Consider the following 16462-nt stretch of genomic DNA (forward strand, 5'->3'; position numbering starts at 1 on the left):
AAACGTTCCTTGTTTTATGTTAGTGTAAATTTCCTCCAAACCCCATCTACGAATATATAGAGTCCTGCACCTAAACCACGGGGATTCCATGTAACCCCGTCTGCATATCGAATCTGTAATTCAACATCTTTAGTTGGTGCATCAAATGTTTTTTCTGTAGCTATGTGTTCGCCTACGCTTGTGAAACCTTCCTGAATACGGCGTAGTTCTCTTTCAACGTCGAACAGAGAACCAATAGTAGGTGCTGGTACATATACGCTTTTTTTATTTGCCATTACCTTTTCCCTCTTGGCGTTACATCTATTCCATAGCTGGTTAACGTCCAGTACTCTTTGCTGAATGCTTCAAAGCGGATAGAGATGTACCTTCCTGATACCCTGAAATCTGCCTTTCTATCTACGCCTACCTCAAACTCTACTGACTCACTCCAGGCTGGAGCATCATATGGGTTCTCTGCAACGCCAACTGAAATGAAGACAGTGCCAGTACCGGAGATCTGCGGATAAATACCCTTCACCATTTTGTGGCTCGTTGCTTCTAAGCCGTAATCGTCAAAATCGATGTTCTGTTTGATAGCGATGGAAGGCAAGTTAACAGAACCGCTTGAACCTTCGTCTACCGCCCACCAATCCAGTTCTTTAGTATTCACAAACAATGAGCCTCTTACGAAGTCCTGGCCGACACCGTTGAACGTAGTTGGATCATCGTCCATTAGCATGTTCTGCAAATCGATTAAGCGATCATTGTCAGTAGGAAGGATGCCGTAACTGATAGTAGTTACGTTTGGTAGTTCACGATATGTCCATGTATTGCTGTTCAGCGAGTAGATAGCCGCTCTATCCAGTGCTGCCCCTTTTGATGATGGATACAGTACCCATACCTCTTGCTTCGCAGGATATGCCTGTACTTTAACGTTCGCCGTTTCCCCTGCTGACATGGTTTCGAACAGATCGCGTTTAATCTTGTTCTCAATGATGGACTCCCATGTACTGCCGTTGTGGATCACTATATCGGACGTTGTAACTAAGAAGTGACCGCCTTTCACCTGAGCAACACATTCTGGAGCCAGTATTGAAAGGTTATCGAAGATCTTACGGAACGTGAAAATGTCATTACCGCCCACGTAAGTTACCAGGAAGACTTCTTGAGAGGTGTACAGAATGAAGTACTCACCCATTGGTAGACCGTCAATAAGCTTACCGCGTGCTTCTGAGAGGTCATTGAACCCTGCTGAGCCTGTAGTACTGGTAGCGTCCCATGATGGCGGTGCTTCGTTTGGTAGTGCTATGTCTGACCACCGGATACGCTGTGTATAGTCAACACCATCTTCTAACATGCCAATTGCGATTAAGAAGTTCTTGAAAGCACGTAGCTTACTGGTACGCCAGTTAACAGTACTCCCATTTTCAGTACCCCATGCTGTTAGATCTTCAAATCGGTTAGATGTAGGCTTAAACATCTGAGGTACGTTAGATTCATTGGTAAAAATAATTACGTTTGATAATTCAGTACAGAACCATTCATCTGAAGTAAGGTATTCGCCTGTATTACGCGAAACATCGATATTAGCCACACCAGTAGCACGAATAATCTTGTCATGAGTACTGTAAAAGATGTTGCCATTCTTTGGATATATTTTATTAACTTGATCAGTTGAAGGAATCATTACTGATTCACGTGTGCCTGACTTACTTAACCCGCCATTTTCAAAAGAACAATTACGTACTTCAGTCCAGGCATTTGCAGGAGTTTCAAATGGGGGTACATCCGTTATCACCCCATATTGTGATAGTCCTTTTATGACTACTTGTGTCATTTATTATTCTCCTAATAGAAACGGGGATGTTGTATCCCCGTTCTTCTCCATAAGTGGGCGATTTTAATTAACCAGTACGCACCCAAATAAACACAGCAACGAACGGTTGCATAATATTGTGTGCGGCATTACCACCACGCCAGTCTGTATACCTTGTGTTGTAGTTGATCTCGTTGCTACCTTGCCCTACGTGGTTAGAACCACCGCCAGTATTGCCACCATAAGCAGCAATACCGCCCGTAGCATGTTGGTGACTTGGCATCTCTGCTTCAGTCAGTACGTGCTGGTACTCACCACCTGCTGCACCGGCTCCATAGTTACGAACTTCACCGCGTGAGTCTGAGGTTTGCCCTACACCGATCAGTACTCGACCTTGTGAGTATGCAGCCCATGTACCTTCCCCAAAGAAATCACGAGGATTGTTACCACGCGAGTAGTTCATGTAAATCGAACCTACCGGATACATCATGTTTGTGACGTTGGTACGCATCTGTGCCCAACCGCCAGCCCCAGCATCAAGCCCAGACATTAGGTTCTGTAGTGCTACGTTCCTGTTACCTATATCACCGAGGTTATTAACTTTGAGTAAGTACCGGCCATCGTTGTAAGAACGCGGCTGTACAGCAGTACTGTTTTCCGATGCCTGTACATTAATGAGCGGGCTATTCTGCATATCCCATGCAGTACCATTACGTTTCAAATATGTTTTAAGATTATTGAGTTCATCTGAAGTAATGGTTGTTTGTTTATTGATGTTGGGAAATGATTGCTTCATGGTCTTCTTAATTTCACGCAAGAAATCATCGACCATTGAAACAGTATCTACGGAACCTACAGGGTTGTTAGTGTTCATCTCCGAGATATAGTTACTATTATCTAAAGGCATCTTTTAATGCTCCTTGTTATTATTTTGAGATCCATCTCATGAAAGTACTGGCAAGTTAATGCCAGTACTTTTTGTTATTTTCTTATTGTTTTGTACATATCCTGCTTTGGCTTCATCTGCTTATAGAGTAAGTACATACCCAAACCTCTGAGGATTTCACCACTCCAGAAGCCAAAGAACATCCCATTGTTTTCTACACCATTGCCGGTATCCAAACGTACAGCAGGACTCCATGAGCCATTCATGATATGCCCTGGTATTCCCGTATTGATGAAGTTACGCTCCAGTTCCCCTACCACGTCTTCAATGAACTCAGGCAGTACAGACAGTGTTGAACCAGCCAGTACTGCAAAGCATGAACCGGCTAACCATAAACCTGACATATGCCCTGTGAAGTCTGTGGTGTCGAATACGCTGCTACCATCCGTGTTCCAGTCAGTAGGTGTACAGCCATGTTCCTTGAATTTCTGTGCTAACCATGTAGCCCAATTCTCTACGTATTGCTGCAACTTCACTGGTACTGGTTTGTTCTGGATCACCAGCTCGTACCAAGCACGTGCAGCACTGCAATACGCTCGACTTTGATAACCGGCCCACGCATGATCTGTTTTCCAATGTAGGAATGTCCATGTATCAGGCTGACCATACTTCAAGTTGTCCCAACGGTTCCAGATGTACGCACTCATACCTGGCCCCAACTCCCCAAAGTTGTTGTAATAACTTTGTTGAGATGACCATAAAAAATCGACCATGTTATTAAGGTGTGTAGTCCATTCATTGGGTACTCGATCATGGGTGTATATAAATCCATGCTGGTATCCCGGATATGGGCTGCCTCTCCATCCATCGAACTGAATATTGTCTGGAACAGAAATATTACTGAACGGTATAACACCAGGCGTGAATGCTAAATTATTTGATTTGTAATTGATGATTGTACAATCACCTAATTTGGCAGTATGTGCAGCATCACCAGAAATCGTCACGCTGTACTTCATGGTGTAGCCATCATCCAGTGAGAATGTTGGCGGTACATCATTCAGGCAATACCAGTAGAAGTGAGTTTCAGCATTCTCTACAGGCGTAATAGAGAACTCTTTCAGTACTGAGTATACCGGTGTGGATGGCCTTACCTCAGTATCTGCATGGTTAGGCTGATAGTCTCTTAGTACTAACTGGCTTGAGAACAGGTTTTGAGTAACGTAAGTACTGGTAGGCTGTAATGTCCACTGCCAACGCCATCCATTATCATCTTCAATCCCGATCTCTACCTGTCTGGTAGCTTTGTACGTAATGCTGTTCAGTACTGATGTACCTGCATCCAGTAACCAGAAACCGATACCCATACCTGCACTGTCTGATGTGAATACCGTGTGGTTCACTGAACCCTGACGTGATCCAAGGATGTTGTAGTCAGTCATCATCGAAGTACTTACGTCTGGCTCACCATACGTATAGACGCTTCTCAGATCAGCCATGAAGAACTCTTTGCCGTTAAGGTCAGTTACAGGTGTCAGAGAGCTAAGAGGTACATCATACGTCTGTACAGCAGTACTGGTACTCTGTGGTAAATCGTACTGGTACTCACGTGCTGATGGATCTTTATCTGTCTTCTGCTGTGAGAGTATCAACCTGATACGGGCACGTAACGGATTACTGGCACTGTCTACCCCGCCATATTGAGTACGTACTTTAGAGTCCTTCGAAATCCTGAACCATACAGCCTGTTGTTCTAAAGTACTCTGTGCGGCTGCACTTTGATCGATAACTATGTACCCTTCTGAATCACGGCTGTAAGTAGCTTCTTGATTCGACGGGTAAAAATAGGAGTAACTGATACCGTCAGAAAACGGCGATTTATCGTTAGTACTTTTACGGAAGAATCGATCATACAAATCAATTTCAGAATATGATTTACAGGTTTCTAAAGAACATTGCCATGCACGGTAATACACATCCCCGCCAGTAATTTTCCATAACAAATATGCCGCATCTGCAAACCATTGTTCAGCATCGGCTGCATTTCCGAAATTACCTTTAGTTACTGGCACGTTTACCGGCCTATTATGCCATGCAGAGTTAGTAGGCATTAAATATCCACCAAACTCTACCGGTACTTTACCTGTGAAGTTCGTTTTGTAGTTGCCAGTGATAGAAGTATCTTTCAACTGCATAGTACCTTTCTCATCTTCTGAGTGTCCGGTACTTAATACATTGCCGTCCCAATCTATTTTTTTACCTTCCCAATTGATGATCCAGTCAATGTCATACTGCTGACCGTCATTACTCCAGTCAGTACTACCATCTGCTTTCAATGCCTGTACTGAAGCATTGATAGCATCCCATGCAAGTTCACCTACAAAGGCAAAAGTAGCTTTATCAAGGTACTCACCAAAGTAAGGTGAGCCATGTGGTACTTTGGTTAGGCCATTTGTATAGGGAAGTACTACACGTTTGAAGCCTGAGTGTGTTGGTGATTCCCAATCGATAGGGTAATTTGCAAGTGATGGTTCCTTACCGTTGATGATCCAGTTACAGATATACATTCGTGGAACGTCTGGTATTGGCTCTTGATAGAAGTGATCTATATATGCCTGAAAAGTCTTCTTAGCCATTTCAAGCTGCCATTCATCCCGAGTAGCCATGTATGCATAGCAATGACCAAGTATCTGTAATGACTGTCCTTCTGTGGTAGCGTCTCCACCAGGTTGTGCTTCTTGCATACTTGCTGCAATAAAATGACGGTTATTACTTAACACTATTTGTTCATTGAAAACATAGTGCTGTTTTCTACCATCAATGGTTTTACCCGTATTTCTTTCAAGAAAGTACCTGTGCCCTCTCAAAAGTTGTAATACGTTACCAGAGGAATCTTTATCATTATCCCATATGCTATGTATCATATAATCCTCTTTATTAATTCATGTTAAACCATCCACCATTGAAGAAGCCTAACCATGTATTACCACCGTCATAGCTGGCGAGTGTCAGTACATCCATTATGTTTGCATCTAATGATAGTTGTGGTTTTCTGTCCTGTGACCATTTCACGTTAGAAGGCCAGTTGATGGCACGATCACCAAAAACATCTTGCAGTACTAACAATGTAATCTGACGAAATGCAGACTCACCGCCATATGGTGCAAAGGTGAGATTAGTACTGGCACGGTCTAACGTAATGTGGAAAACAGATGCCGTACTTGCGTCAATTTTGATCGAGTCTGCACCAGCTAACTTTTGTAATTTGTAGTTGGACGCGATTGGAAATGGGTTCGCTTCTGTGTAGTACCGGTACTTAATGCCAGTACTGGTTTTTGCGAAGATTACGCCATCCTCCTGTAGTCCTAATATAGCCTTAGAGTTACCGTGCATGATCTCTAAATCTGTTGTGAGATTGTTCATACGTAACTCAGAACCATTACCCCCAAATGCCAGCCCAACACCCTCATTAGGTGTGGTTGCGTTGAAGGAGAACAGCCCTGTGATGGTCTGTGCCGTGGTCTTTACTGCTACATCTGGTTTACTGGTAATGTCATTCCAGCCTGGCGACCATGTTACTGAACGGGCACCAACCATATCTGCCGTGTAGTCACCCTTCTGTGGGTACACAGCCCCATGACGCTCATTGAAGAGAGCCACGCCAGCTACAGCACCTGCTGCCAGTTCCATGTAGTGCTTTGCCTGATCTGCATCGGCTGCGGCTGATGACTGTGAGTTAGTCGCACTGGTAGCTGCCAGTTCTGCACGCTTGGCGTTTTCCTCACTGCTACTGATCCATTGCGGATCGTCTGTAGCGAGAGAATCAAAAATCCCTGCCATTTAATATCTCCTTTTTAATAGTACCGCGTGATGTTGTCTGAGTTAGCCCACGTCACTAAAGTACTGCCCTGATATGATTCCCTTAGTAGTTGCTCCTGTAGTCCTGCTAACGAAGTTTCAGCCATGTTACGCCAGTACTGAGCCTGGTCTGGCTGACCGTCAAAGATGTATGCTTGCTCCAGTGCTACCCATAGTAGAAAGTCTGGTACGGCAATCAGATACAGGTTGCTGGAATTACTTACATCAAGCTTTTCTGGTGCGATGTAATACACCACTTCAAACGCGGTATCAGTACTGACAGCTTTATCCAGCTTGTACATGTTGGATACTGAGGCAAAGGCAATTGGCTGATTAGAGTAGTTCTGTATGTCATAGATCTTTTCATAGGACTGACGATACAGAATCTGATTGTTAGAACGGTTACGGATTGATTTTAATTCCAGTAGGTTTTTAGGTGCAGTCAGATAGTCATAGCCTGCACTCACAGTGAATACATCCACCTTTTCAGCAGCAGAATGACGTAAACGGCGATCTAATTCAGTTTCTGCAAAGTACACCCACGCTGGAATTTTACTAATGAAATAAGCTTCCTTAGTATCAACGTATTTTTGTACATCCGTGTACAGGTCAGATACGTTTTGGTATTGAGCCATTTTATATCCTTATAAAATAAAAAAGGGTAAGGCACAGACAAAATTTGTCATTATGCCCTACCCTTGAGGATTGGTTAATTAAGTACTAAGTACTCAATTCAATTAAACTTTAACGTTAGTAATTAGGCCACTTGATTTGAATGATTTATTCTTTAAGCCTACTTCGGTAACGAGTTGACGTGCTTCATAATCACCAGTTTTAGCGAGTTCGCTTAGGCTATATGGGCGTAGAGATTCTACAGACCACATAGAAGAATCGAATACCATAATATCGCCAACGCCAGTAGTTGCATCGTACTTAGCCCAACGGTTGTTAACTAACTTCACAGTGCCAACTGGAGAGGTATAGTCAACAATGTCGTTCACAAGTTCAGTACCATTAGCAATGTCACGGATACGGCCTTCTTTAGCAGAAAGGATCGCAACGATTGCAGCACGAATACGTGGGTGACACATGATGTAGTCAGGAGTACCGCCAGCTTCGAAGATACGTACCAGTACTTCATTCAGGTCATCTTCAGTTACAGCTACTCCAGCTTTATCAATGATATTTGCTGAATCAACTTGTGCCTGGAAACCTGCGGTCATACGGCCTACAGTACTGGTTTCACCAGTTTTAACCTGACCAGTACCAACGAATGCGAACTCCATATCACGTTTTAGTTCTTTCGCACGTAGCTCAACCTGGTTAGCAAGCTTCTGTTTGTTGCCAGCGATAGCGTTAACCATAGAAGAACCGGATAGTTTCACGGTTTTGGTGAAGATCTGAGTGTAGTTATTACGCTCGATTAGTAGATTGTCTACGTGGTCTTTAGCGTCTGCACCTTCTTTAGCTGCGTTAGCACCAACTTTTGCTAATTCTTCTTCTGCCCAATAGAAAAGTACGTTATCAACAGTACCTTTACCGATCAGAGTCATGAATGGGGTATCTTCTGGAGAAATGTTACTTACTACATCAGATAGATTCTTATGTTGTGCAGTCATTGCACTTGTATTTTGAAATGCCATTTAATTTATGCTCCCTGCATTAATTATTATTATAGAATTTTCATCAAGAGATCCTGAGTAATGGCAGACTGTGATGTACCTTTAGCTTTTCTCTGTTCTTTAAGACCTTTCTCGATTTGACGAGACTTACTTTCTTTTTGGTTTGTCTTTTTAACAGGGGCACTTAAATGTGATTTAGACTCAATCTCTTTTTTCTTCTCAGTTTTTACGTTCTTGTTAGTACGTTCCTGTAGCTTCTGGTATTGCATTGCGTCATACACAATGTCCCATGCTTCAGGCGAGGTCATGCTTAGTACTTGATCCTCTGTAAACCCACGGTTTGATAGAAATTTGTCTAACTCATTAATAGTACCGGCATTGAAGCCATCACGAGTACTTGCCATCTCTTTAAAGATGTTCTCGATAGTTTTTGCGTTTGATTGACGCATTGAATTTGTAGTTTCACTAAGAATATCATCTGCTAATTCAGAATCTTTCTTAGCCTGGATGTATCGTGAGTGGAATTCATCGTATTGTTCTGGTGTAGCTTGACGGCGTAAACCATCCCAACCACCTAATTGTTTTAATGCACCATCTAAACGTTCCATTTCGATGTTTGCATTGAACTTGACAGCCTCAGATCTTTGAACTGCTTTACTCATTTCAGATTCAAGATTTTTGCGTTGTTCTGAAAGTTCTTGAGTCTTTTTGGTATAGTCTTTTTGTCGCATATACCCACTTTTGAGATCCTTACCTGTAACGGTAACTTCCTCACCGTCGATAGTAAGGGTGAAGTCATGATCATCAATGTTGCTGGCCTCAGTACTATCAGTACTGTCATCATCGCTTTCATGTTCTTCATCATCGCTATCTGCGGTTGACTCTTCTTCTGCTTCATATTCGTCTTCATCGTCATGAGTACTTTCTTCGGTAGTTGATTCGTCGGTGTCAAGTTCCTCTTTTTCTACATCATGAGATTGTTCCGCTGGGGAGTCTGCTGGCGATTCAGAATCTAAGAAACTCAGAATTTCGTTTGTTGTTTCGGACATAAGTATTCCTCACTATGCATAGTGATAAAGGTTATATTTGTAAGATGCGTTATTTCAGTTATTACGTATTAGTAGTCTGATACATCTATGGGCTTGGAAAGAATGTGTTGTTGTTTTTCTGCACTAAATTTAAGTGCATTGATCTTTCCAATAATGCGTTGTAGTGCGTGATACTCATAGTGAGAAATCACAGCATCATCAGGTGACTTTTTAATCCCTGACATAATATCTTCTTCGACTTGCACAAGAATCTCTTTGAATACTGGATTGTTCAAACACTCTGAACGCAAGGATTCAAACTTCTTTAGTACTTCATTGTCATTCATTCATGCACTCCATAAATTAACCCCGTATTTCAGTACGGGTTCCATTTAGTGGACTACTTTACTCAACTTCAGATACAGAAATCACAGCACTTGTATAGCTGATATTCTTGATAAAAATATTTCCAGTACTGGATACCGTAATTGAATATGGCGTAACAAGTTCAAAACCATCGTGTGATGTACTTGAGGTTGTTCTGATAACGATCTTTGCAGTCGATTTGTTTTGTACTAACAGTGCTTTCCCTACTGAGTCAGGGAATACTGCATATAGGGAGATTTCACCATCAGCGGGGATAGTGTAATCAGGGTAAGTAGTTTTCATTGTTATTCCTTATTTTATTATTGTGGGTCTACCTGGAAGTACGAACTGTCACTTGCTTCTGCACCTCTGAACTTAGCTTTAACGCCAATACGGGTATTGCCATCAGTGACGCCTGTAGCAAGGCCAGTACTGCTGATAGTGGCAATAGCGGGATCATTGCTAAAGAACTCAAGTACCAGTTCTGGATGAGTAACAACTTCAGCAGGACTGATCGTGTAAGTTAGCTGGAACGTCTCACCTACTTTGATAGTACTGGTACTGTCTGTGTAAGCTGATAGCGTTGACGTGACCACGCCTGAGCTATCCTTAACAGTACTGCCATCGGTGTTAGTCAAGGTGACAGCTATGCTTACCCCGCTACCATCTTTCAGTACTGTCCATGTGCTATCCGCATTGATCTGCACAACGGTACTATCTGTAGATGAATACTGTGCTGTGTAGCCTGTAGAGGCTTCTGGATTCGTCGTGAAAGGTACTTGAGGGTTAGTACTACCGATAATCGCTAAGCCCACAGAGCTTAGGTATACGGCCTCTGCGGGTACTACTGGTACGTTAGTACTGTCAGTTTTGAGGATACCAATAGAAGCGGTTATGTACGTCTTATTGGTGAGATATACGGTTACGTCTTGATCTACAACTAAGGTTTCCCCTACCTGTAATTCATATCCCTGCATTGTATTGTTTGAAGCACTTATTAGTACTGGAGCCGTTTTAGGCTGAATCATATATGGTGCAGTTTGATTTAGCTCCTGAGTACTATTAGGTGCTAATGAAATGTCTCTTAATGTTTCGGACATTATTAACTCCTGTAATTTTAGGGGAAATCCATTCCCCCTTTAAATTGATGTGAAAATATTATTTCCAGATTTAATTTCAGCCTGAGCCATTTCCTCTTTGAGTGCTTCTTCTTTCTCAAGTAGGGCTTGCTTATCAGCCATGTTCTGCAACTTGCCATCAGTTTCATCCTGCTTGCGGATCTGCTCATGTGCCATGTTTTGCAACTCTGCCTGAGCTTGCTGCTCCTGAAGCACAACCTTACGTTCATCCAATTCAAGCTGTTTTTGAGCCATGTTGTTAGCAGTACTTTGTAGTACCTGATTCTGGTCTGAAAGCTGTTGTAGCTGTTGAGTCATCTGCTGCATTTGCTGCTGTAGCTGTGATAGCTGCTGTGTAAGCTGATCTTTCTGCTGAATGGTCTGATCATCGTTCATGTAGTACTGAGCATCGGCAATATCCATGAGTTCATAACTCTTCACCATTGCGGCACGGATGTTACTTGCACTGGCTAACTTAGCGAGTTCAGTACCTGGTGCAGCCGTTGCAAGAACTTGAGCGAGATTGCCGTACTTCTGGCTTTGTTCAAGTTTGGCTGTAGTACCCAATGGTGTCTTGATACGCACATTACGTAGTTCAGGCCATTCGTTCGGATTGATAGTAAGTTTCTCACCATCTACCTGTAGATCCCATGTACTGAAGTTTTCACGCAACATGTTATAGAGTGCTTTCACCAATGGGATGATCGCACCGTTGAGTAGTGTGTTGATTACACTCTTCTGTACCAGTTGGCCTTCAGATAAAATCATTGCAGCACTTTGAGTACTGGAGCCTGCCGCAAGAGCTTCACCTAACATGCCCTGACCAACAAACGACATACCCGTACCGGATTCACGCATGGTATCGAGCATCTGTAGTAGTCCGGCTGAATCTCCCATCAATGCGGATAGTTGGATAGGATTGATCGTGCCTGGATTTTTTACGGCGATTCCGGTTCCCGGTGCTGTGTTAAAAATATCACGTACATTGTGAAGCTGTTCAGGGTTGTACTCAAAGCGTGGACGGCTTGCCATTTCGTTGTACACGAACTGCTGGCGTAATAGTCCAGTACGGGCACTCTGAATAGATTTGGTTAGGTCAACCATGCCCTCACCCCAAAACATATGAGGACGAGGAATAGGTGATGTACCGCAATATGGTACTACATCTGTTTCCTGGTACGCTAAAAGTACGCCTTCGCAATAAAATACCTGATAGAGTTTTGATACTGCTATTTCTTTATCAGTACCTACAGTTTCTTCTACAGATGATTTGATATACAACTCATATAGTTCTACTTCACGTTGTGAGTTATCAAGAGAATCATCATCATTATCCAGTACTAAACCGGATTTACGGGATAGTGATGCAATATTACTATCAGCATCGTCATCATTACACTTCTCCCAAACTTCCAGTACTTTATCTTCATCAATGCCCATCTCTAATAGAGTACTGATAGTACTCATCGCTTTATGACCAACAATTCGAGCATCTTTAATACCACGTGCATCTTTATTGATAATGAAGTTTTCAGCAGGCACGGCTTCAATTTTAATTGTTTTAACTTTTGAGACTAAAACAAAGTAGCCAGTATAAAGCGTCTGTTCCATGACAGTACTGATACCAGTCACATCCATCTGACCGAGTAAAGATGTTGGCTCTACTGGCATATCATTGCTGATCTGTTCTTCTTTCCTGTCAGTAACGATAACCTCTACTGATTCGTACTGATCATCAGACTCAAGTTGTGCCTGTCTGAACTGAATCACATCCTGTGTTTGTTCTATGAAGAATTCCTTTTCGATCTTGTTTTCTTCACGGATGATTGGACGCATGACAGAGGCACTACTCACCATCGCATCTTTGAAAAATGCACGGTACAGGGTTTGTCTGTCGTTATCGCTGTCCAGTACATCATTGAGTACTTGATTGATCACCTTCAAAGTTACTGGTGACATTACCCCATCAGGAACAACTTCAAGTGATTCACCACTACTAAAGGCATCCATACACGCAGCTACATAGTGTTCTACTGTCGCATTACAGGTATTGTCTACAAACGATGGTTCACCTTCACGCTTCTTAGGTAATGTACCGTTATAGAATCCCCAGTTTTCAGTAATCTTTGGGCGAATCGTTTCTTCAAGGTACTCTTCACAATCATCTACATCTGAACGTACTTGTTTAAGTAGTGCTTCCTCAAAAGCTTCTAACTTATCTGAAGATAGATCAGGGGTTCGACCTGAAGTTAGATCGGTATATTTAAATTCCATTTTAATTATTTCTCCGTTAGTAAGTATCGTATGTGTTTGTGTACTTACTCCATTCGTTAGTACTGATTACTTTATTAGTACCTCGCGTTTCGTGATCGTATTCAGACACACCAAATTTATTGATAGCCGTAATGTTATATCTGAAGCTATCAATGAAATGGTTATCCTTATCGATGAACTTTCCGTCTTCATCGTATGAGTACAAGCTGAATTCCTTTAAAAAGCCCGTGCATTTTGGATGTACTTTAAGCTTGCCTGTTAGCATTAACTCACGCATGAACAAAATGCCGGATTTTACAGTACGGTCTTTGCCTGTAGGATCAATATGCCAGTTACGGGCATATTCTTTAGTTAGTACTAAACCTGCCCCTTCAAAAATAGACTGGTATGTTGCTCCTAATCCCCTTTCAGACTTTGCATCTGTAGGTAGGATCATTGGTATATAACCGTGCTGCATTGGACGTACACCGGCTGCACAAATTATTGCATCGGTCTTTGTATATGAAAGTTCGTCATAGAGGTAGTAAGTACCATCATCTGGATTGTAAGCAATGAAGCTGAATACCATGTCATCTGAGTAGCCTAAATCGGCTGCTGCCATACGTTTCCAGTACTTACCGATGGTGAAACTATTATCCAGTAGGTTTTGTTTTAAGATGCCAGAGAAGACGGCACCACTACCGGCACTTGGAATACCTTCAATACTGAACTGCCTGGCCCACGGTTCAATCTGCTCATTCATCTTCACCTTTTCTTCATCGGTGAATCTGTTGCTATCCCATAGCGTTACGTGTATTAATCCTGAGTGGTGTATTCCCTCATCTGACCAGAATTGACGGATCGTCGAGTCTAAGCCCTGTTCTGGCGTGGCGACGTATAGCACTCGACCGCGTGAAGTCCATGTACGCTTCTTAACCTGGCTGAAAATGTCTTCTGGTACTTGTTCATCAAGTAACGCAAAGTCGATCTCCATCCCCATGAGCGTGCCCATACCAGCGGAGTACACATCAAAAGTAATACGGCTTTCACCGTCACATATGCCTGAAGAGTCATAGTGTTTAACGAATACAGTACTGACAGTGTTCTGAAGCCCCGTCTTGGGGATTAGCTTTACTATGTCTTGTCTTGGTATCCAGCCTGAGCCGCGTGAATCAGAAGAACCAAGTATGCATTCAGCAGTACATTTAGGCCGGTTGATCTGGCTCCAGTCCCAGCCCATTACAAGCACGTTTATTGGCTTGGTATAGCGGTGTCCTTGCCACCAATCAGGGTATCTGCCTGTAGCATGAATGATGGTTTCATAAGTACCGAAGTATGTTTTTCCGAGGCGGTTTCCTGCACAGACCATCCTGAAATCTTCAGTACTGCCTAACGTGATCGCGTCAACCTGCCACTGGTCAGGTTCAAAGAACTCAAGCTTGTTGTATTCCCTGTAGTCCTTACAGGCTTGCAGATAGTTCAGTACTGAAACTTTTTCCTCATTGGTGAGAGTACTGACATATGCAGGTATATCTTGAATGTGATCCAATAGGGTTAAATCCATTTAACGCCCCTTTATTTTTTATCTAATAATTTCTTAATTGCGTCCTCAACATTGTTAGGTTCAATAGTGTTATTGATTTCTACGTTTGAACGTATTGCTTTGGCAAAGTATGGTGCGGCGTTATTCGCTGCTTTTAAAGCACGCTGAAATGAACGCTCGTACTCTTCGCTATGTAAGTCATGCGTCTTTAAAGTACTTAATAAATCCTCATAAGCATCATTAGCAATAAGGAATAATATTTCTGCGATATTCTTATATCCTTCCTGCTCATAACGGGCTTGCATCTGTAACGTATCTTCATTGAGTTTTGGTGAGAGGCGTGCTTTACGTGCTTTGCTTCTATCCTGTACATAGGTAGTACGTTTCTTTTTATTTTCCTCTGCCATGATTAGTACCCTTCTTTGAAGGAATACCCATGAACATTTAGCCAGGTTTTACCGATGATAGTTTGTGCAGCGTCGGCTGGAATTCCAATAGTCTTACAGTACTGTTCCAGTGCGGAGACAGGTACTACCTGAATGACTTCATAGTTCTTGATTACGGATACTACATCTTCACCTTCGATTGGTTTAGTACTGACACCGTTCACAGCATCAACTACATCAGCAAGCGATTGATGAAATTTAATTTGTAGATCTGATTTGAGGTTCTTGAGTGAGCGTGATTTTACTAATGTTGTGATGCCTAATGTATTGGCATAATCGAGCACTTCATCTTTAGTACTCAACGCGTTTAGATATTCCTTATCCATATTATTATCCTGTTATTGAAATGTTCAATACTGCATCCCTGTGAGTTAAATTGTGCAGAACTAAACTGGTGCATGTAATTTTAATTTCATCGAGTACTTCAATTGATCCTTTAGTGAGATCATCGCTGATAAGTACTGTGACACCTGATTTATTCTGAATAACCAGAGCTTGAGTATCTGATAATGAAAGTACTGAAAACACGTTCACAGTACTCTCTTTGGGAACAGTAATATCAGTTGATACTTTCAAATTGATAAACCGCTGCTTAATGATTGATGCGTCCATGTGAGTTCTCCTTTTCATCTAATCCATTAAGTGGGCGGCTTTACTTACATATAGGCGTTGTATGCAGTCTTTAGATCTTCTTCCCAGGTATCCCACGTATCTTCTGTAGGTACATGCTTCAGTTCGTCTGGTACTGCTTCTGGCGGTATGCCATCCAGTAACTGATCTTTGAGGTTTTCGAAGTACTCACTCTTTGCTACAGCCAGTAGTGAGTTGGTTACAGCAGTCTTAGTACATTCAATGTTGTTGGGATGTACGCCTACGGAGTCGTGAATGTAGGCCATATCTGCTTCTAACATACCGTGTTTGATGAGGTGCAGTAGTGCAGCATCGGCACTGTGTATGATGGATGGTACTGAACTACTGGTAGTCTTGCGTTTGTTGGTAGTACTGGTCTTCTTGTTGATACGGCTGGTTAGCGTCTTCCCGTGTACCTTGTAGCTTAGAGAGATCGATTCCTCTTCATAGACTCTGAGTACTACGGGGAAGTTATTAAGCGGGTTCACGAACTCAATTACATCTTTATGCTTTAGTACAAACGCCAGCAATTTACGAAAGTACCCAAGGAATTTCATAGCACTTGGTACGCCCTCTTCCATTGACCAGAAGATCATGTTTGTCATCATGGTAATTTCTGAGGGGGTAAGTGAATAGATAAAGCCATCCTCAAAACTTTTAAGCTGGCTTATTACGTCTTGTCTTGATGTTCTTTGAGTACCGCCATAGTTAGTTATTACCATTACCGACTTCTTGAAAGTCTTACGTGCAAAAACTTCATCGGCATGTTCAGTCATTTTAATGCACAAGTCACGCTGAGCGATTAAAGTACTCAACGTCTGTTCTACTGATAGTTTTTTATTACGACAAGATTCGATTAATTTTAATTGCAGGTGATTAATTTCCATACCCCATCCTTAGTTATGAATGGGGAACTA

General features: G+C 42.3%; 17 protein-coding genes. All 17 read right to left on the bottom strand.

The window, feature by feature from the left end:
* Positions 1-14: 14 nt before the first annotated feature.
* A complete protein-coding gene (locus PVE98_RS11540) occupies positions 15-275 on the bottom strand; it encodes a hypothetical protein (RefSeq protein WP_142295077.1) in 261 nt (86 codons plus the stop codon).
* Positions 275-1816 (bottom strand): hypothetical protein, encoded by a 1542-nt coding sequence (locus tag PVE98_RS11545; RefSeq protein WP_407568490.1) that lies wholly within the window; start codon positions 1814-1816, stop codon positions 275-277. Before PVE98_RS11545 ends, PVE98_RS11540 begins: the two co-directional genes overlap by 1 nt.
* Before the next feature lie 67 nt (positions 1817-1883).
* A complete protein-coding gene (locus PVE98_RS11550) occupies positions 1884-2702 on the bottom strand; it encodes a phage baseplate protein (protein ID WP_407568491.1) in 819 nt (272 codons plus the stop codon).
* 74 nt (positions 2703-2776) lie between these two features.
* Positions 2777-5605: a phage tail protein gene (locus PVE98_RS11555; protein WP_407568492.1), complete on the bottom strand. Its 2829-nt coding sequence runs from the start codon at positions 5603-5605 to the stop codon at positions 2777-2779.
* Between the two features lie 13 nt (positions 5606-5618).
* Positions 5619-6521: a hypothetical protein gene (locus PVE98_RS11560; protein ID WP_407568493.1), complete on the bottom strand. Its 903-nt coding sequence runs from the start codon at positions 6519-6521 to the stop codon at positions 5619-5621.
* A 14-nt stretch (positions 6522-6535) separates the two neighbouring features.
* Positions 6536-7174 (bottom strand): hypothetical protein, encoded by a 639-nt coding sequence (locus PVE98_RS11565; protein ID WP_407568494.1) that lies wholly within the window; start codon positions 7172-7174, stop codon positions 6536-6538.
* Positions 7175-7276: 102 nt separating this feature from the next.
* Entirely contained in the window at positions 7277-8182 is a 906-nt protein-coding gene (locus PVE98_RS11570) for a DUF5309 family protein (RefSeq protein WP_407568495.1), read from the bottom strand.
* 29 nt (positions 8183-8211) lie between these two features.
* Positions 8212-9210, bottom strand: a complete 999-nt coding sequence (locus PVE98_RS11575) for a hypothetical protein (protein ID WP_407568496.1) — start codon at positions 9208-9210, stop codon at positions 8212-8214.
* 68 nt (positions 9211-9278) lie between these two features.
* Positions 9279-9536 carry a hypothetical protein gene (locus PVE98_RS11580; protein ID WP_407568497.1) on the bottom strand — a complete coding sequence of 86 codons (258 nt, stop codon included), beginning with the start codon at positions 9534-9536 and terminating at the stop codon, positions 9279-9281.
* 58 nt (positions 9537-9594) lie between these two features.
* Entirely contained in the window at positions 9595-9858 is a 264-nt protein-coding gene (locus tag PVE98_RS11585) for a hypothetical protein (RefSeq protein WP_407568498.1), read from the bottom strand.
* Positions 9859-9875: 17 nt separating this feature from the next.
* Entirely contained in the window at positions 9876-10655 is a 780-nt protein-coding gene (locus PVE98_RS11590; protein ID WP_407568499.1) for an Ig domain-containing protein, read from the bottom strand.
* Positions 10656-10694: 39 nt separating this feature from the next.
* Positions 10695-12947 carry a hypothetical protein gene (locus PVE98_RS11595; protein ID WP_407568500.1) on the bottom strand — a complete coding sequence of 751 codons (2253 nt, stop codon included), beginning with the start codon at positions 12945-12947 and terminating at the stop codon, positions 10695-10697.
* A 16-nt stretch (positions 12948-12963) separates the two neighbouring features.
* Positions 12964-14490 (bottom strand): terminase large subunit domain-containing protein, encoded by a 1527-nt coding sequence (locus PVE98_RS11600; RefSeq protein WP_407568501.1) that lies wholly within the window; start codon positions 14488-14490, stop codon positions 12964-12966.
* A gap of 11 nt (positions 14491-14501) precedes the next feature.
* The gene (locus PVE98_RS11605; RefSeq protein WP_335804701.1) at positions 14502-14876 is read right to left on the bottom strand and encodes a hypothetical protein; all 375 of its coding nucleotides are present in this window, start codon (positions 14874-14876) and stop codon (positions 14502-14504) included.
* A 2-nt stretch (positions 14877-14878) separates the two neighbouring features.
* A complete protein-coding gene (locus PVE98_RS11610) occupies positions 14879-15241 on the bottom strand; it encodes a hypothetical protein (protein WP_407568502.1) in 363 nt (120 codons plus the stop codon).
* A gap of 4 nt (positions 15242-15245) precedes the next feature.
* Positions 15246-15527 carry a hypothetical protein gene (locus tag PVE98_RS11615; protein ID WP_407568503.1) on the bottom strand — a complete coding sequence of 94 codons (282 nt, stop codon included), beginning with the start codon at positions 15525-15527 and terminating at the stop codon, positions 15246-15248.
* A gap of 44 nt (positions 15528-15571) precedes the next feature.
* On the bottom strand, positions 15572-16432 hold the full coding sequence (locus tag PVE98_RS11620; RefSeq protein WP_407568504.1) for a DNA-directed RNA polymerase: 861 nt from the start codon (positions 16430-16432) through the stop codon (positions 15572-15574).
* Between the last annotated feature and the right edge of the window lie 30 nt (positions 16433-16462).

Origin of the sequence: Pantoea sp. GABEPS69, assembly GCF_045780835.1 — a bacterium.
GTDB lineage: Bacteria > Pseudomonadota > Gammaproteobacteria > Enterobacterales > Enterobacteriaceae > Pantoea > Pantoea septica.